The sequence below is a fragment of the Pseudomonas sp. 5.2 genome, from assembly GCF_059025405.1.
In genome coordinates this window covers 42,030-59,082 of sequence record NZ_JBYBHH010000025.1, presented here as the reverse complement: position 1 = coordinate 59,082, position 17,053 = coordinate 42,030, and the positions used below count along the sequence as shown (strand labels likewise).

Genomic DNA, 17,053 nt, shown 5'->3' with positions numbered 1-17,053 from the left:
AACGCTCGCTCCTACGTTTGTTTTCGGCCAGTCACGCCTGTAACAGACGCGCGCGATCGCCTTGTTTGTTCGACGCGATATCGAGTCGTGCACCAAGGCGGTCGCGCGCGTTTGTCCCAGGAATAATTGGCCCGAAACAAACGTAGGAGCGAGCGTTGCTCGCGATGCGCCGCGCGGGCGGCGCTCGATCTACGCGTCACCCCAAAACTCACGACGTACCCCTTCAACCACGCGCATCCCAGCCAATCCGCGACAAATTTCTTTTCACTTCAATCTTGAATTTTTTTATTAAGTCAAGAACCGCCCTGTTCAAATCCCTCCCAGCGTGCTACAAACTGGTTAAGCAATGATCTAGCTGCTTGATAACGAAGGGAAAAATATGACGAAGTCGGAGCTGATCGAACGTATTGTCACCCATCAGGGGCTGCTCTCCTCGAAAGATGTGGAGTTGGCCATCAAGACCATGCTTGAGCAGATGTCGCAGTGCCTGGCGACGGGCGATCGCATCGAGATTCGCGGTTTTGGCAGCTTCTCGCTGCACTATCGCGCACCCCGCGTCGGTCGTAACCCCAAGACTGGCCAGTCGGTCAGCTTGGAAGGCAAGTTCGTGCCGCACTTCAAACCGGGCAAGGAATTGCGTGACCGGGTCAATGAAGAAGATGAGGCCGAGGCCTGATAAAAAAGGAGCAGTCTGATGCGTAACCTCAAGCGCGCCCTGGCGGCGTTGTTCGTGCTGCTGTTGGCGGCTGTGGTGCTGTTCTTCGTACTCGAGAACCAGCAGGCGGTCTCGCTGGTCCTGTTTGGTTGGTCTGCCCCTGAGGTGCCGGTTGCGGTACTGGTACTGGCCGCGCTGGTCATCGGGTTGGCTATCGGCCCACTGCTCGGCGCCTACGGCGTGCAGCGCAGCAAGCGCAAGATTCGCGCTTCTGCCCGCCAAGCGGCATTAAGCGGTAATTGAGGCGGTTTCCTACTTCTATTGAGGAAAGTCTCACCTATGCCCGCATCGGCTGTCATGAAGTAATAGCACACTTCATTTTCGGCCCAGGCGAGTGTGCAGCAGCATGGATTTCCCCGTTCTTTCTCATCACGGCGCCACCCGAGGCGTAACTGGCTCTTGCCACCAGCTTCACCTTGACCCCGCTACCAGCCTGCTGGTCGATTGCGGCCTGGAGCAAGGTGATGATGCATCGCCTGGCGCGGTGCCCGCGTCCCTGGGTTTTGGTGCGAGCTTCGAGGTGAGCAGTGTTCAGGCGCTGATCGTCACGCACGTGCATCTCGACCATGTCGGCCGCATCCCCGCGCTGCTGGCGGCGGGGCACCGAGGCCCCATCCTGTGCAGCGAACCCTCTGCCAAGCTGCTTCCACTGGTGCTGGAGGATGCCTACAGGCTGAGCATCAGCCGTGAACCGCAGCACGTGAAGCGCTATCTCGCGATGCTCGATGAACTGATCGTCCCGCTGCCTTTCGAGCAATGGCATGCTCTCATCGATCGTCCTGGTCTTGGCTGCCGCATTCGCTTGCAGCGCGCCGGGCACCTATTGGGTTCAGCCTATGTCGAGTGTGACGTGGCGCGCGGGGAGGTCAACACCCGCTACGTGTTCTCCGGCGACCTAGGGCCCTCCACCAATCCCTTGCTGCGGCCCGTGCAGCCCCCAGAGCGCGCTGACGTGCTGGTGCTCGAAAGCACCTATGGTGATCGCCTGCACCCCAGTACCGACGACCGTCGAGAAAAACTGGAAGCACTCATCGATCGGGCATTGGCCGATAACGGCACGATCCTCATCCCGGCCTTCAGCCTGGGGCGTACCCAGGAATTGTTGTACGAGCTCGAAGACATCCTTCATCGCAAGGCCCTGTTGAGCGCGGGTCAAGCGCCGGGTGATAGTCCGCTTGATTGGTCACAATTACCCATCATTCTTGATTCGCCCTTGGCTCAACGCATCACCAGCGTTTACCGCGACCTGCATGAATACTGGAATGAAGAAGCCCGCGCGCGGTTGGCTGAGGGGCGTGACCCGCTGGGCTTTGGTCAGCTGATCAGTGTGGATACCCATGCCAGGCATCAGCAGGTGGTGAATTACCTCAAAAGCACCGGGCGCCCGGCGATTGTCATTGCAGGCAACGGCATGTGCTCGGGTGGGCGGATCGTCAACTACCTCAAGGCCATGCTTGGGGATCCGAGGCATGAGGTGCTGTTCGTCGGGTATCAGGGCAGGGGCACGCCGGGGGCAGTGATCCAGGCCAGTGAGGGCGCGGAAGGGTTTGTGCAGATTGATCTGGATGGAGAGGCTTATGAGATTCGGGCGAAGGTGATGACGTTGAGTGGGTATTCGGGGCATGCGGATCAGCATGGCCTGCTCGAATTTGCCATGAGCGGCGCCACGCCGCCAGCCAAGGTGGTTTTGGTGCATGGGGAGCCAGCTGCAAAGGCGGCCTTGAGCCGAGCACTGCTCAGTCGCCCACAGGGAGCCAAGCATGAAGTGGAGGTGAGTATTCCCTGAAAGCGGCAAGATGATCTGCGTGTTATCCGCTGTGCCAAGAAACTGATAGATTGTGCTTTCCTCGGTCGAATTAGAGCGAATGCTGTACTCTGATTCATAGTGGGGCAGGCTCGAATGCGGGCGGCTGGGTGACACATCGCCGCTGAGCTATGTCTTGATCCACCGATTTGGGTGGGTTGCTGAAAGTGGCTTTCCCTGGTTTGCCAGGGAATCGTGCAGATCGTCGGATTCAAGGATAACTAAAAGAAATGCGCAATGATCGTGAGCGCCTCGGTGAAGCGCGTGAGTATGATATTTTCGATTTGACCGAGGGGCTTTGGCGGCAACGCTTGCTGGTGCTGGTGGTCACTGTGTTGGTTGCGGCACTGGCAGTTGTCTACGCAATGCTGGCGACGCCGGTGTATGAGGCCAAGGTTCTTCTGCAGCCGCCACTGAGCAGTGATATCAGTCAGTTGAATGTCGGACGTGTGGGGGGGGATGATTTGCTCGCTCCCATTCGTGAGCGGGAGGTTGGCCAGATCTACCGGCGCAATCTGCAGTCAGATTCGTTGCGGCAAGCGTTTTTCGAGCAAGTTTACCTACCCAGTCTTGGTGAGGGCCTTGGTGCAGGTTCGGCTGGTCTTTACGCCAAATTCTATGGGCAGCTACAGGTGCTCAATGCTAATGAGGAGGAGGGCCGTTCTTCTGTTTCTGCACGTGCCGAGGATCCCCATCAGGCGGCTGATTGGGTTGTGAAGTATGCGGAGATGGCGGGTGAGCGAACCAAAAGTGAACTGATAAAAAAGGTCACTGCCGAGTTCAAGGTAGAAGCCGACAACCTACAGCGAGCTATCGATGCCGCGCGTGCCAATGCCTCGCGTGAGCGTGAGGACCGGATTATCCAGTTGACGGAGGCGTTGCACACTGCGCGCTCCATCGGTCTTGAAAAGCCGCCGATCATTACCACCGGGTTGTCAGCGGAAGTCTCTGCGGGGATGAATGGCTCGCTGATGTACATGCGCGGAAGCAAAGCGCTGGAGTCGGAAATCAAGAATTTGCAGGCGCGCGTGTCTGATGACCCGTTCGTGAGTAACTTGCGTGAGCGAGAACAAAAGGTGTCGTTCTATCGTTCGGTAACGCTGACGCCTGATCAGTTTGAAGTTTATCGGCAGGATGGCGTAGTGGAGCCACCTGAAGCTCCAGTCAAGCCTCGCAAGGCTTTGATTGTGGGGCTCGGCGTGTTGGTTGGCTTGTTCATCGGCACATTCATCGCGCTCATTCGTGAGGCGTGGCGGTTCAGGCAAGCGCGCCAGAATTAGTGGTCAGCAGAGGTGCTGGTGGTGTGCGGCAATGAGTAAACTGTCGAACACTGCTGGCCTGTGAAGCGTCGGCTAATAGTGCCGAAAACTCAAAAGACATAAGGCAGTGGTTGAGGATGAGTGAGCAATATCTAGTTTCCATTGTAGTGCCAACTCATAACCGTTCGAAGTACGCGATTCCCTGTGTGAAGAGCTTGCTCGAAATAAAGTCCGAGCGGCTTCAGGTCGTGGTGCACGATACCAGTAACGATGATTGCCAGTTGGCTGCCTGGGCGGCTGATCAGGCGGACTCGAGATTGGTTTACGTCCATTGGAAAAGCCGTCTTTCCATGACCGAGAACCATGAGCGGGCCATGCAGTTGGCAGAGGGCGAGTACGTCTGCCTGATTGGTGATGATGATACTGTTTCGCAACGGATTCTCGAGGCGGCCGAATACGCAAAGGCTGAAAACGTCGACATGCTGACGCCGCAGGTTAAAGCCTTCTATTACTGGCCAGACTTTCGCACCAAGTTTTACGGTGCTGCGCATGCAGGGCGCATTTACCTGGAAACGTTTGGGCGGGGTGCCGAGACGTTGCAGGCTAGCAAGCAGTTAGACAAAGCACTCCATGAGGCATGCCAGGGCACCGATGCGCTGCCGAAGCTTTACCATGGCCTGGTAAGGCGTAGCTTGCTGGATGAACTGCGTCGCCGCAGTGGAAAGATTTTCTTCGGGACTAGCCCCGACATGTCAGCGTCCGTGTCGCTTGCGATGATCGGCAAAACTTATTGCTTGCTCGATTTCCCCTTCACCATGCCAGGCGGTGGTGGTGGAAGTAACAGCGGGCGTAGCGCCATGGGCAAGCACAAGGGCAACTTGAAAGATGACCCTCATATGAAGCCCTTCACGGACTTGCAGTGGCCTGCTGAGTTGCCCATGTTCTTCAGTGTTGAAACTGTTTGGGCCCACGCTGCCTGGGCAACGCTGGAAGGTATGAAAGATGAGAAGCGGCAGTCGCAGTTCAACTTGGCGCGCCTTTATGCCTTGTGCCTTTTTTATCACCGAGACTACGCAAAAGAAATTTTTGCAGCGCGTCGGGCGGCTCAGGCAGGTGGCAATGGCCAGGTGGGCATGGTCCGGCTGGTTTCTGAGTTTGTATCCGTGCTCACAAAATATACCTTCTCCCGCCTGAAAAGGGTGATGAAGCCTAATGCCAGTAACGGGCGCGAAGTGGTTGGCGTGGTAGAAGATGTGTACCTCGCACGGCAGGCCCTGGACAGTAAGCTGGAAGCAAGGTTGGCGGGGGCGGGCATCTGCACTTCATCGACGAGAACGCGCAGCGTGACAGAGTGATTGGTGGGAGGCAATGAAGATAGCTAATCTCTCGTCACTGCTGCTGGCCAGTTTTTCCGGAAAGCTCATCTATGCATTGGCAAGTGTCATTTCATTGCCGCTGGCCGCTTATGTGCTCGGCGCAGAAGCGGTAGGCCTGGTCGGGTTTTTTACTACACTGCTGATGGTGCTGATGGTGCTGGAGGGCGGGCTGACCAGTAACGTCATCCAGCGTTTGGCCAGGATCAGAGGCGTTGCGAGCGCTGACCGTTCAATGCGCTCTGTCAGGGCGCTGGTGAATACCTACCTGTTGGTCTTTTCTGCAGTGGGCTTGATTGCGGCGTGCGCGATATCGCTGGCGTCGCCGGCACTCGTGAGCCATTGGCTGAAGCTCACTGATATCAGCCAGGATCAAGCACTGTACGCCCTTTACTGCATGGCAATATTCATTGGCCTTAATTTGCCAGTGATGTTGCTACAGGGCGTATTTGTAGGCAATGAACTGCAATACCCGCTGAACAAAGTGTACATCGTCTACTCGTTGATGCGTACCCTCGGCGTATTAGGGTTGGTTCATAGTGTTCCCGCATTCGGTGGTGTGACGGGTTATTTTACACTCCAGGTTTTCATCCAGTTGATGTATGTCGCGACATTGATGTATGTGCTGTACCGTCGTGACTTGCTGGGGGCGGGTAGGGTTCACAAAAAATACGTTCTTAGCGGCTTGGCATTTAGTCGAGGGGTGTTTCTGATCTCCTTGACTTCGGTGATAACCGTGCAATATGACAAGTTGTTCATGAGCGGTGCGCTCGGCCTGCAAGACTATGCGTACTACAGCCTTGCCAGCACGATTGCAGGTTTTCCTTATATTTTTTCGACAGCTTTTAATACGGTGTTGTTCCCACGGTTCTCGCGGGACCTGCGTGTTGGTGAACTGGCGCGTATCGAAAAAGTATTTCGAGCTGCACTGGTACTGTTTGCGCTGATCATGACCATTATGTGCAGTGCGGTATTCTGGTATGCCGGCGCGGCCTTGCACATGATGTTCGAGCCGTTTTTGGCAGAGGGTATCGACACGGTAGTGCCTTGGCTGCTGGTGGGCACAGCACTGCAGTCCTTGTTGATCGTTCCTTTCTCGCTGCAGATGGCTGCGGGGTGGACGTCGCTTGCGTTCCGCTTGAACCTGGTTGCGGTGCCGATTATCTTGTTCGCCCTGCCAGCGCTGGTGGCAAGCTTTGGGGCTGTTGGCGGTGCTTACAATTGGCTGCTTTACAACGCCTTTTCGTTTGGCTGTACGGTATATTTTACGTGTCGCCGATTTCCTTGGTTGCTGCCTGCTTATCGCGCGTGTCTATACGCTGCGTTGGTGACTGCCGTGATGGCGAATGGCTTATTCTTCCTTTGTTTCCAATGGTTGTCTGGCGCGGTGGCGGGCGTGGTGGGTGCATGCCTGGCTTCGGCGTTGCTGGCTGCATTGGGGGCATTTATCTTTCGCAAGCAGTTGGCTGGACTCAGGTGACATGAGCGTATAGTCTGTCTTGATTACGGAGAATTATAATGAAGATAGTTGTGCTGGGTGCTTCCGGGATGCTGGGTAATGCGGTGTTCAGGTACTTGGTGTCTGATCAGCGCTACACAGTATGGGGCACGGTACGTAGTTCCGCGTCGCTCAAGTATTTTTCTGCCAGTGAACGTGAACGTTTGGTGGTAGGGCTTGATGTGCTTAGCCAAGACGACTTGCTTGAATTCTTTATGCAGTATCGGCCGGATGTCGTTATCAATTGCACTGGGCTGATAAAGCAACTTTCAACTGCAAATGACCCGCTCGCGGTATTGCCGATCAATGCGCTGCTGCCTCACCGTCTGCAGAAGCTCGCGCAACTGATTGGTGCGCGGCTGGTTCATATTAGTACCGATTGTGTTTATGCCGGCACCCAGGGGCAGTACGTAGAGGCTGATGTTTCTGATGCTGAAGACCTGTACGGCAAGTCGAAGTACATCGGTGAAGTACATGATTCAGCGAACGCGATCACGTTGCGAACCTCGATCATTGGTCACGAGCTGTCAGGGAGCAAGTCACTGGTTGACTGGTTCCTTTCTCAGTCCGGCAGTGTCAAGGGTTACCAGAAGGCAATATTTTCAGGCCTGCCAACGGTTGAAATGGCGCGGGTCATTGCGGACTACGTGCTGCCCAATGCAGCGCTGAATGGCCTCTACCATGTTTCGGCGGAGGCGATTGATAAATACTCATTGTTGAAGTTGGTCGCTGAGAAATACGGTAAGACGATCGATATCGTGGCGGATGACGCGGTTGCTATTGATCGCTCGCTTGACTCGAGCCGGTTTCGTCAGGCGACAGGTTACCTGCCCCCGAGCTGGGCTGATCTGATCGTTAAGATGCGCGACTTTAAATAAGATATTTCAGGGTTTGGAAATGTTTAAAAATAAAGTATTGATGATTACGGGTGGTACTGGGTCGTTCGGCAATACAGTGCTTAAGCGGTTTCTCGATACCGATGTGAAAGAAATTCGAATCTTCAGTCGGGACGAGAAAAAGCAGGAAGACATGCGCATTGCCTTGGGTAATGACAAGGTCAAGTTCTACATTGGCGATGTGCGTGATTATTCCAGCCTGTTGCAAGCGATGGTCGGCGTGGATTACATCTTCCATGCTGCAGCGCTCAAGCAGGTGCCGTCTTGCGAGTTCTTCCCGATGGAAGCGGTGAAGACCAACGTGATGGGTACTGAGAATGTGCTCAACGCGGCAGTCGAGTGCAAGGTCAAGCGCGTGGTGGTATTGAGCACCGACAAAGCGGTGTACCCGATCAACGCGATGGGCATCTCCAAGGCGTTGGCGGAAAAACTGGTCATTGCCAAGTCCCGTATGATTCCTGCGAGTTCACAAACTGTCATTTGCGCTACCCGCTATGGCAACGTGATGGCGTCCAGGGGCTCGGTCATCCCCTTGTTTGTCAACCAGCTGAAAAGTGGCCAGCCGCTTACTATTACCGACCCCAACATGACGCGTTTCCTCATGTCGCTTGAGGACTCCGTCGATTTGGTGCTGCACGCATTCGAGCATTCCCAGCAAGGGGATATTTTTGTGCAGAAGGCGCCTGCTTCAACGGTGGGTGACCTGGCGACCGCCTTGCAACAACTGTTCAAGCTTAAGAATGAGATCAAGGTCATCGGCACGCGGCATGGCGAGAAGCTCTACGAGTCGCTGATATCGCGTGAAGAAATGGCCAAGGCCGAAGACATGGGCCGTTATTATCGGGTGCCTGCTGATAACCGAGATCTCAACTACGAAAAATATTCCTCCAATGGCGAGGAAGAAGTTTCCCATCTCGATGACTACACCTCACACAATACCGTGTTGTTGTCGATCGAAGAGATCAAGGAGACCTTGCTCAAGCTGGACTATATACAGCAAGAGCTGAAAGCCTGATCAACGTCGTGTGCCCGGTTGTTGGTGCTTTATTATTTGTCGGTGTGTTGGAGAAGTCGTTTGGCCGAGCTCAGTGCTGTCGTCAGTGTCAGTGTTGTTATCCCTTGTTATCGCTGCAAGGGTTCGATAGCGCGCGCGGTTGAGTCTGTGTTTGCTCAAACACTGAGGCCTGCTGAGGTTATCCTGGTTGACGACTGCAGCCCAGATGACACGCTTGAACAGCTGCACGCCGAAGCGAAGAGGTACCCGCCGGGCTGGGTAAAGGTCATTGCGCTGAAGAAAAATGGCGGCCCAGGCAATGCGCGGAATGCTGGCTGGGCAGAAGCCACTGGGAAGTACGTGGCGTTTCTTGATTCTGATGACAGCTGGCATATCAAGAAAACCGAGCTGCAATACCAGTGGCTTGAGCAGCATCCCGAGGTCGACTTGCTTGGCCAGCACTTTGCGGCAGGTCAGCGCAGCGAGCCGTCGATTGACGATGTACGTTTCATCCCCGTGACGGGGCGTCAGCTGCTGCTGTCCAATCGCTTTTCCACCTCTTCTGTCATGATTCGGCAAGACGTGAAGTATAGATTCAAGCAGGGCATGCGTTACTGCGAAGATTACCAGTTGTGGTGTGATATCTGTTTCGGCGGTGGGGCATGCTTTAACGTGGATTACCCACTCGTCAACACCTTCAAGCCCGTGTACGGCGACTCAGGCCTGAGTGGTCAACTCTGGCGTATGGAGAGAGGCGAGTTGGCGGTGCACCTGTCGCTGCTCAAGCGCAGGTACATAGGCCTTCCTGCGTGCTTGCTCGCCGTTTCATGGTCACTCGGGAAGTTTGTTCGTCGCGTCATCAACTCATCGGTTCGAAGGACTCTATGATTTATATCGTCGGCTGGGGGATCATGCTGCTCGGGCTTATGGTTTCGGAGGTGGTCAGAAACCGAAGCCGTATCCCTGCTGCGGTGGTGATCGCTTTCGTGGCGATATTGGCTATTTTCCGAGGTGCGGTGGGTACGGACACAAACACCTACGAATTCTTGCTGGAGTCCGTGGACCCTGCGGCGTTCAGCGGCGGTGTAGAGCCTCTGTTCATGGTGTCCGGCTGGCTTTTCAAGACGGTCACGGGTTCTGCAGTAGGGGCGGTCAGGCTGTTCGCGCTTGTGTTATTTGGCGTGCTTTTCTATTTTCTGTTGCACTCGAATAGAAATGAACGCTTCTTCCTGTTGTCGTTTTTCCTGCCGTCATTTATCTATCAGTACAGCATGAATACCTTGCGCTTAGGCTTGGCCAGCGCCGTACTTCTGTTGGTGTTTCAGTACATTCGTCGGTACCGTTATTCACAACGCGCAGCGTTATCGATAGTTGCCTTGGCGTTTCATTACTCGTCCCTTTTCAATCTGGGTTTTTTGTTGGCACTGCGTATGCGCTGGACACGCTGGGCCAGCATGCTGGGGTTCGCCGTTTTCGTCGTCTGTGCGTTGTTGGTCGTGCTCTTGAATAACGACTACTTCTTGATGAAGCTGAACGCTTATCAGCAGGTCGCGTCGCCCGGGAGGTTTTCTGGGTTGAGCAAGGTCGTGCTGATTGCGGTGATGCTGTTGGCGGTAATCGCCTCACGTATGCCGCGACCGGACAAGTTTAAATTGTTGGTTCTGGCGGTCCTGTTGACGGCGGCTTCGTTTGGCTTGGCGACCGTAAGCTACGCGGGTTTGCGCTTCCTTGATTTGCTGTCGTTTTCACTGCCATTGGCGGTCATGGTTATTTATAACGACAACGAGCTTGATTTCGACTGGGCGATAAAGTTGGGGCTTTCGCTGGTTGGGCTTATCTCGGTAGTGGCCAGTTACAGGAACTATTTGCAAGAGTCGGGGCAGGGGCCTAGCCCATTCCTGCCTTATCATTTTTTGGACTTGCTTGGTGGTGTCTAGGCTGCGGGCGCACAGGTGGAAAACGGGGGGGCGTAATTGAAGATTTTAGTGTTGGGCGCAAACGGCTTTATTGGGTCGCGGTTGGTACGTCTTCTTAAGGAGCAGGCGCTCTCGATTCGTGTTCTGACCCGCAAGCCAGCGCTTTTTGATGCCACGCAGCTAGAGGTATTCGCCGGGGACCTGACTGACCCGCAGTTGAATGTGGATGACGTGCTCAGCGGCTGCGATGTCGTCATCAACTGCGCGGGCGAGATCAGAAATGAACAACTGATGCCTGCGCTGCATGTTGACGCGGTCGAGCGTTTACTCAGTGCCGTGGGCCGTGCACGCAGCCGCACAGGACGCTTGCGCTGGGTGCAGTTGAGTAGCGTCGGGGCATATGGCCCGGCGGCTGGCCGTGAACGTATCGTCACCGAGCAGACGCCAGCCAACCCGCAGGGGACCTATGAAGTCACCAAGACCCAGGCTGATGAATTGATCATGTCTCACCCTGCGCTGCAGGGCGATTTCGCTGATTGGGCTATTCTTCGGCCCTCCAACGTTTTTGCAGACGATATGCCGAACGCTTCGATCCGGCAGCTGGGTGCGATGATTCGCAAGAAATTGTTTTTTTACGTCGGCTACAAAGAGGCGATTGCCACGTACATTCATGCCGACGATGTTGCTGCGGCCCTCGTGCGCTGCGCCGTAGATCCGCGTGCCTCACGGCAACTCTACAACCTGTCGAATGATTGCCCGTTCAGCGAGGTGGTCAACGCCCTGGCCGCTGCCCAGGGGGTGTCATCGCCGCGTTTGAGGGTGCCGGAGGGGGTGGTGAGGCTTGCCGTGTGGGTGGCTGGCAACGTCACGCGTTTGCCTCTGACACAGGGGCGAGTTGATGCGTTGGTCAATAAAACCGCTTACCCGATAGGCAAAATACGCGACGAACTGAATTTTGTACCGCGTTACAGCGTCCCAGCGCATATCAGCGAAGTGTTGAAATAAAATAGCGGTGCGCCAGTGGCCAGCCCAGAGGGCCCATCAGGCGATAGAAAATAATGAACATGCAAATTGGAACCTCAAGCGATGTCGATCAAAGGCCTAAGGGTGGCGCGAATCTCAACGGTTCCGTTTTTTGTAGTGACCCAGCTCAGTGCGCAACTGCAAGCCCTGGGTGAAGCGGGCGCGCTAGTGCACGTGATTGCCAGCAACGACGAGCTGGTAGGGGCGCTTCAAGCCCGTGAGGACATACGTTTCATTCCGGTCGAGATCGCTCGTGAAATCAGCCCTTTCAAAGACTTGGTCAGCCTGATACGGCTGGTCGTCTTGTTCCGCAAACAGCGTTATGACATCGTGCATTCCACCACGCCCAAAGCTGGGTTGCTTACGGCAATAGCCGCGAAGATTGCTGGGGTCAAGGTACGCCTGCACACCTTTACCGGGCAGCCTTGGGTGACCATGAGTGGGGCCAAGAAGAAGCTGCTCAAGCTCTGCGATATGCTCATCGCCAGGCTCAATTCACATACCTTCACCGACAGCGTCAGCCAGCGCGACTTCCTGGTAAGGGAAGGGGTTGTCGCTGCTTCGAGAATTTCAGTGATCGGTTCCGGGTCACTCGCCGGCGTTGATATTCGTCGTTTTGACGCCGCACGGTTTTCGACGTCTGCCAACGACGCAATGCGTCAACAGTTGGGTATTCCAGCGGACGCTAAAGTCTTGCTGTTCGTTGGCAGGGTGACGCCGGAGAAAGGCGTCGGTGAATTGATGCAGGCTTTTTTGAAGCTGCAAGCGCACTACCCGGAGCTTTATCTGGTGCTGGTTGGGCCCTATGAAGCGGACGGCCGCGCCGTGGTCGAGTCTCATTTGACGCCTGCATGTGTTGAGCGGGTGAAAGTGCTGGGCTTGCAAGCTGCGCCTGAGCAGTACATGGCGATCGCCGATCTGTTGTGCTTGCCGAGTTATCGAGAAGGTTTTGGCACCGTGGTGATAGAGGCGGCGGCGATGGGCGTGCCGACGGTAGGCACCGCCATCTACGGTTTGACCGATGCCATTGTGGACGGTGAGACAGGGTTATTGGTCCCCGTGCAGAATGCCGACGCCTTGGCCGAGGCGATTCGATCGCTTTTGGCTGAGCCTGAGCGTCTGAAGGAAATGGCCATGCACGCCAGGGAGCGGGCTATAAGGGATTTTGATTCAGCACGGTGCTCAGCCTTGTTGATTGAAAAGTACGAAGGATTCAGCTCATGAGTGGCAGTCAGCCGTTATCTTCTTCTCAGCGCGTCCTCGTTACGGGCGCTAGCGGTTTTGTTGGGCGTGCGCTGGTGACGCGATTGCTGGCAAGCAATGACTTTGAGGTCGTCGCGCAGTTTCGCTCCAGCGCCTCTGCGCAGAAGAGCCAGGGAAATACCGTTGTTACCCCAGCTATCAACAGTGAGACCGACTGGTCGTCGGCGTTGGCTGGGGTGAATGCGGTCGTGCATTGCGCGGCGCGCGTTCATGTCATGAACGAAACTACCGCAGATCCGCTGGCTGCATTCCGCGAGGTCAACGTGGAAGGCACGTTGAAGCTGGCGCGTGAGGCCGCTCGCTCAGGCGTTCGACGCTTCATTTATCTCAGCTCGATCAAGGTCAACGGCGAGGGTACGGACGGAAAAGCCTTCACTGCCGAAGACGACTGCGGCCCAACCGACCCCTACGGCCTTTCGAAATGGGAGGCTGAAAAAGGGCTCATGGAGCTGGCTCAACGTTCGGCGATGGACGTCGTCATCGTCCGGCCACCGCTGATTTATGGGCCGGGTGTAAAGGCCAACTTCCTGAAGATGATCCAGTGGGTCGATCGGGGCGTGCCGCTTCCGTTGGCCTTGGTTGATAACCGCAGGAGTTTGGTCGGCCTGGAAAACCTGACCAACTTCCTGATCCATTGCATCGACCATCCGGGTGCAGCGAACCAGGTGTTCCTGATTTCAGATGGCGAGGATCTTTCTACCCCCAAGTTGTTGCGCAACGTTGCGCAGGCACTTGGGAAACCCTCTCGTCTGCTGCCGTTCCCCGTCACGTTACTCCGCGGCTTCGCTGAACTGCTGGGTAAGCGGGCCGTTGTGGACCGGCTGTGCGGCTCGTTGAGAGTCGACATTGAAAAAAACAGCCGCGTGCTGGGCTGGACGCCTCGATCATCGGTTGCCGAAGAGTTGAAGCGCACTGTTAAAGCTTACCGTGAGCAGGAACCTAGATGAGCCTTTGGTTACTTTTACCCCTGACTGTGATTGTGTCGCTTGTATTGACTGCAGCACTGCGTCGTTACGCACTGGCGACGAGCATGATCGATGTGCCCAATGCCCGTAGTTCGCACACGATACCCACGCCCCGCGGCGGCGGTGTGGCGATCGTAGTCAGTTTTCTCATTGCGCTGGCATGGCTGGGCTATGTGGATGCGATCGACTGGGCTGTTGCTGTGGGCCTGTTCGGTGCCGGCCTGATTGCTGCCCTTGTCGGGTTTCTGGATGACCACGGGCACGTCCCTGCTGGATGGCGGTTGCTCGGGCATTTTGCGGCCGCTGCCTGGGGGCTTTTCTGGCTCAACGGTGCGCCACCGCTCGAGTTTTTCGGCGTGGTTGTTGATTTAGGGGTGATAGGCCACTTGCTGGCGGCCGTTTACCTTGTGTGGTTGTTGAACCTGTACAACTTCATGGATGGGATCGACGGGCTGGCGAGTGTGCAGGCGGTTACCGCATGCCTGGGGGGAGGCCTGCTTTGTTTGCTGGGGGGGCACATATCGCAACTGTGGCTGTCAGGGTTGATGCTGATGGCAGTGGCGGGCTTTCTGGTCTGGAACTTCCCGCCTGCGAAGATTTTCATGGGGGATGCCGGTAGTGGCTTCCTGGGGATCATGCTGGGCCTGTTCGCGCTCCAGGCAGCGTGGATTTCGCCTGCGTTTTTCTGGAGCTGGATGATACTGCTAGGGGTATTCATCGTTGATGCCACGTGGACGTTGATCCGCCGTCTGTTGCGCGGTGACAAAGTCCATGAAGCCCATCGCAGCCATGCTTACCAGTATGCTTCAAGGCATTATGGGAGCCACCGTACCGTGACCCTCGCTGTGCTGCTGATCAATATAGGGTGGCTGTTGCCCATCGCGTTGTTGGTGGGCTCCGCCCACCTCGACGGTATAGCCGGTCTTGTGCTGGCCTATATTCCCTTGGTGTGTTTGGCGTTAAGGTTCAATGCCGGATTGAAAGAGGCCTGACTAGCTATGGTTCAAGGATACGATAAGATGCGCAGCTGGCTTTTACAGCTAACGCGGCGCCAGAAGCGGCTGCTGCAGCTCTCTACCGACGTAGTGATGATCTGGCTCGCCTTGTGGCTTGCCTTTGTCGTTCGTCTTGGCATCGACGACCTGGCCAATCCGATCGTCGACCACATGTGGCTGTTCCTGTGTGCGCCGGTAGTGTCGATCCCGCTTTTCATTCGCTTCGGGCTGTATCGCGCGGTGATGCGTTATTTTGGTAACGACGCACTGATCGCGATCATCAAGGCGGTCACGCTGTCTGCGCTGATCCTCGGCTTCATCATCTATTGGTCCAGCAACCATCAGAACGTAGTGCCGCGTTCCATCACCTTCAACTACTGGTGGTTGAGCCTGATCATGGTCGGTGGCCTGCGGCTCGCCATGCGCCAGTACTTCCTGGGTGACTGGTTTGCTGCCGCCGTCCAGCACGTACCGTTCGCTCAACGAGACGATGGCTTGCCACGGGTGGCAATCTACGGGGCCGGCGCCGCCGGTAACCAATTGGCAACGGCGCTGCGCATGGACAAAGCCATGCGGCCGGTGGCATTCATCGACGATGACCCGAGCATTACCGACCGTGTGATCGCGGGTTTGCAAGTGTATCGCCCAGAGCAACTGCAGCAGTTGATCGACGATACCGGCGCCCAGGAAATCCTGCTGGCACTGCCGTCATCGACCCGCACCCGCCGTCGGGAGATCCTTAACTTCCTCGAAGACTTCCCGCTGCATGTGCGCAGTGTGCCCAGCTTCATCGACCTGGCGAGCGGCAAGGTCAAGGTGGATGATATTCAGGAAGTGGACATTGCCGACCTGTTGGGCCGTGACCCGGTGCCCGCACAAAGCGACCTGCTTGAACGTTGCATCGCTGAACAAACCGTGTTGGTCACCGGTGCCGGTGGCTCGATCGGCTCCGAGCTGTGCAGGCAAATTCTTTCCCAGTCCCCGAAAACGCTGCTGCTGTTCGATCACAGCGAATTCAACCTCTACAGCATTCTTTCTGAACTGGAACAGCGCATTGCCCGTGAGTCGCTGTCTGTTTGCCTGCTGCCGATCCTGGGTTCGGTACGTAACCAGGCGCAGATGCTCGACATCATGAAAACCTGGCGGGTCGATACGGTTTACCATGCTGCGGCCTACAAGCATGTGCCGATGGTCGAGCACAATATCAGCGAAGGCCTGCTTAACAACGTCATTGGTACCTTGCACACCGCGCAAGCAGCATTGCAGGCAGGGGTCGCCAACTTTGTGCTGATTTCGACCGACAAGGCGGTACGCCCGACCAACGTGATGGGCAGTACCAAGCGCCTTGCCGAGATGACCCTGCAGGCCTTGAGCCGCGAGTTGGCGCCCGTGCTGTTTGGCGATGGGGGCAATGTTTCGCAGGTCAACAAAACCCGCTTCACCATGGTCCGTTTCGGCAACGTGCTGGGCTCATCGGGCTCGGTAATCCCGCTGTTCCATAAGCAGATCAAGGCCGGCGGCCCGCTGACCGTTACCCATCCGAAAATCACCCGCTACTTCATGACCATTCCCGAAGCCGCGCAGTTGGTGATCCAGGCGGGCTCGATGGGCAAGGGCGGGGACGTGTTCGTGCTCGACATGGGCGAGCCGGTGCGGATTGTCGAGTTGGCCGAGAAGATGATCCACCTGTCCGGTTTCAGCGTCCGCTCCGAACGCAACCCCATGGGTGACATCGCTATCGAGTTCACCGGGTTGCGGCCGGGCGAGAAGCTTTACGAAGAGCTGTTGATCGGTGACAACGTGATAGCGACCCGCCATCCAATGATCATGAGTGCCAGTGAAGATTTCCTGACCTGGGAAGAGCTCAAGGACGCGCTGAGCCAGTTGCTGGGCGCAGCAGCTGCAGATGATTTTGTTCGCGTGCGTCAGTTGCTGCGTGAGACCGTTATCGGCTATGCCCCGGAAGGGGAAATCGTTGACTGGATTTATCAGCAGCGGCGCTTGGATCGGTAAGCATCCTCTGTGACACAAGGCCGCTCCTTATAGCAGCGGCCAGTTCTACACGTTAAGCAGTGCCAGCCATGAGGGCCGCAATGGCCCTCATTAGAGCGGGGCAGCACAACCGCCCAGCGTTAATGTGAACCCCGCAGCACCCCAGGGTTTTCCCCACCCCCCCAACCCGCGTATCATCCCCACACACAAATCTGAATATCCCCACGCCTGCTTCAGACCAAAAGTCTTGCGTTCCCAGCGTGCATAGCAGCTTCAGATAACCAGACGATCATCAGTGTCATAAAACGACCTGCCAGATTCATGGCCAGGCCAGGCATGCCGGCTGTCCGACGGATGGGA

15 protein-coding genes are annotated in these 17,053 nt (G+C 56.1%); all 15 read left to right on the top strand.

Translation table 11 applies throughout. The annotated features are described in order from the left end of the window. Window positions 1–379: 379 nt before the first annotated feature. The 15 genes from ihfB to AC5PZ0_RS26695 all read left to right on the top strand — a co-directional run bounded on the left by ihfB (window position 380) and on the right by AC5PZ0_RS26695 (window position 16,714). Window positions 380–676, top strand: a complete 297-nt coding sequence (gene ihfB / locus AC5PZ0_RS26765) for an integration host factor subunit beta (RefSeq protein WP_003252675.1) — start codon at window positions 380–382, stop codon at window positions 674–676. An 18-nt stretch (window positions 677–694) separates the two neighbouring features. Further along, a complete protein-coding gene (locus AC5PZ0_RS26760; protein WP_027595953.1) occupies window positions 695–958 on the top strand; it encodes a lipopolysaccharide assembly protein LapA domain-containing protein in 264 nt (87 codons plus the stop codon). Between the two features lie 103 nt (window positions 959–1,061). Next, complete coding sequence (locus AC5PZ0_RS26755) at window positions 1,062–2,501, top strand: MBL fold metallo-hydrolase RNA specificity domain-containing protein (RefSeq protein WP_493856077.1); 1,440 nt, start codon at window positions 1,062–1,064, stop codon at window positions 2,499–2,501. Between the two features lie 248 nt (window positions 2,502–2,749). After that, window positions 2,750–3,799, top strand: coding sequence for an LPS O-antigen chain length determinant protein WzzB (locus AC5PZ0_RS26750; protein ID WP_238215159.1), 1,050 nt, complete (start codon window positions 2,750–2,752; stop codon window positions 3,797–3,799). Between the two features lie 116 nt (window positions 3,800–3,915). Next, window positions 3,916–5,133 carry a glycosyltransferase family 2 protein gene (locus AC5PZ0_RS26745; protein ID WP_493856076.1) on the top strand — a complete coding sequence of 406 codons (1,218 nt, stop codon included), beginning with the start codon at window positions 3,916–3,918 and terminating at the stop codon, window positions 5,131–5,133. A gap of 13 nt (window positions 5,134–5,146) precedes the next feature. After that, a complete protein-coding gene (locus AC5PZ0_RS26740; RefSeq protein ID WP_454242359.1) occupies window positions 5,147–6,631 on the top strand; it encodes an oligosaccharide flippase family protein in 1,485 nt (494 codons plus the stop codon). A gap of 38 nt (window positions 6,632–6,669) precedes the next feature. Further along, a complete protein-coding gene (locus tag AC5PZ0_RS26735) occupies window positions 6,670–7,527 on the top strand; it encodes a dTDP-4-dehydrorhamnose reductase family protein (RefSeq protein ID WP_238215156.1) in 858 nt (285 codons plus the stop codon). 19 nt (window positions 7,528–7,546) lie between these two features. Then, window positions 7,547–8,560 carry a polysaccharide biosynthesis protein gene (locus AC5PZ0_RS26730; protein ID WP_186682309.1) on the top strand — a complete coding sequence of 338 codons (1,014 nt, stop codon included), beginning with the start codon at window positions 7,547–7,549 and terminating at the stop codon, window positions 8,558–8,560. A gap of 60 nt (window positions 8,561–8,620) precedes the next feature. Next, complete coding sequence (locus AC5PZ0_RS26725; protein WP_265968861.1) at window positions 8,621–9,427, top strand: glycosyltransferase family 2 protein; 807 nt, start codon at window positions 8,621–8,623, stop codon at window positions 9,425–9,427. Next, window positions 9,424–10,476, top strand: a complete 1,053-nt coding sequence (locus tag AC5PZ0_RS26720; RefSeq protein WP_265968859.1) for an EpsG family protein — start codon at window positions 9,424–9,426, stop codon at window positions 10,474–10,476. The genes AC5PZ0_RS26725 and AC5PZ0_RS26720 overlap by 4 nt, the downstream gene beginning before the upstream one ends. Window positions 10,477–10,512: 36 nt before the next feature. Next, window positions 10,513–11,460 carry an NAD-dependent epimerase/dehydratase family protein gene (locus AC5PZ0_RS26715; RefSeq protein ID WP_454242358.1) on the top strand — a complete coding sequence of 316 codons (948 nt, stop codon included), beginning with the start codon at window positions 10,513–10,515 and terminating at the stop codon, window positions 11,458–11,460. Window positions 11,461–11,541: 81 nt separating this feature from the next. Beyond that, window positions 11,542–12,702 carry a glycosyltransferase family 4 protein gene (locus AC5PZ0_RS26710; protein WP_493856075.1) on the top strand — a complete coding sequence of 387 codons (1,161 nt, stop codon included), beginning with the start codon at window positions 11,542–11,544 and terminating at the stop codon, window positions 12,700–12,702. After that, on the top strand, window positions 12,699–13,688 hold the full coding sequence (locus AC5PZ0_RS26705; protein ID WP_454242357.1) for a UDP-glucose 4-epimerase family protein: 990 nt from the start codon (window positions 12,699–12,701) through the stop codon (window positions 13,686–13,688). The genes AC5PZ0_RS26710 and AC5PZ0_RS26705 overlap by 4 nt, the downstream gene beginning before the upstream one ends. After that, complete coding sequence (locus tag AC5PZ0_RS26700; RefSeq protein WP_412764231.1) at window positions 13,685–14,698, top strand: MraY family glycosyltransferase; 1,014 nt, start codon at window positions 13,685–13,687, stop codon at window positions 14,696–14,698. Before AC5PZ0_RS26705 ends, AC5PZ0_RS26700 begins: the two co-directional genes overlap by 4 nt. Window positions 14,699–14,725: 27 nt before the next feature. Then, entirely contained in the window at window positions 14,726–16,714 is a 1,989-nt protein-coding gene (locus AC5PZ0_RS26695) for a polysaccharide biosynthesis protein (RefSeq protein WP_493856074.1), read from the top strand. Window positions 16,715–17,053 lie beyond the last annotated feature (339 nt).

Coding starts and splice junctions, on each gene's coding strand:
- ihfB (WP_003252675.1), top strand. CDS start 380: ATGACGAAGTCGGAGCTGATCGAACGTATTGTCACCCATCAGGGGCTG.
- AC5PZ0_RS26760 (WP_027595953.1), top strand. CDS start 695: ATGCGTAACCTCAAGCGCGCCCTGGCGGCGTTGTTCGTGCTGCTGTTG.
- AC5PZ0_RS26755 (WP_493856077.1), top strand. CDS start 1,062: ATGGATTTCCCCGTTCTTTCTCATCACGGCGCCACCCGAGGCGTAACT.
- AC5PZ0_RS26750 (WP_238215159.1), top strand. CDS start 2,750: ATGCGCAATGATCGTGAGCGCCTCGGTGAAGCGCGTGAGTATGATATT.
- AC5PZ0_RS26745 (WP_493856076.1), top strand. CDS start 3,916: ATGAGTGAGCAATATCTAGTTTCCATTGTAGTGCCAACTCATAACCGT.
- AC5PZ0_RS26740 (WP_454242359.1), top strand. CDS start 5,147: ATGAAGATAGCTAATCTCTCGTCACTGCTGCTGGCCAGTTTTTCCGGA.
- AC5PZ0_RS26735 (WP_238215156.1), top strand. CDS start 6,670: ATGAAGATAGTTGTGCTGGGTGCTTCCGGGATGCTGGGTAATGCGGTG.
- AC5PZ0_RS26730 (WP_186682309.1), top strand. CDS start 7,547: ATGTTTAAAAATAAAGTATTGATGATTACGGGTGGTACTGGGTCGTTC.
- AC5PZ0_RS26720 (WP_265968859.1), top strand. CDS start 9,424: ATGATTTATATCGTCGGCTGGGGGATCATGCTGCTCGGGCTTATGGTT.
- AC5PZ0_RS26710 (WP_493856075.1), top strand. CDS start 11,542: ATGTCGATCAAAGGCCTAAGGGTGGCGCGAATCTCAACGGTTCCGTTT.
- AC5PZ0_RS26705 (WP_454242357.1), top strand. CDS start 12,699: ATGAGTGGCAGTCAGCCGTTATCTTCTTCTCAGCGCGTCCTCGTTACG.
- AC5PZ0_RS26700 (WP_412764231.1), top strand. CDS start 13,685: ATGAGCCTTTGGTTACTTTTACCCCTGACTGTGATTGTGTCGCTTGTA.
- AC5PZ0_RS26695 (WP_493856074.1), top strand. CDS start 14,726: ATGCGCAGCTGGCTTTTACAGCTAACGCGGCGCCAGAAGCGGCTGCTG.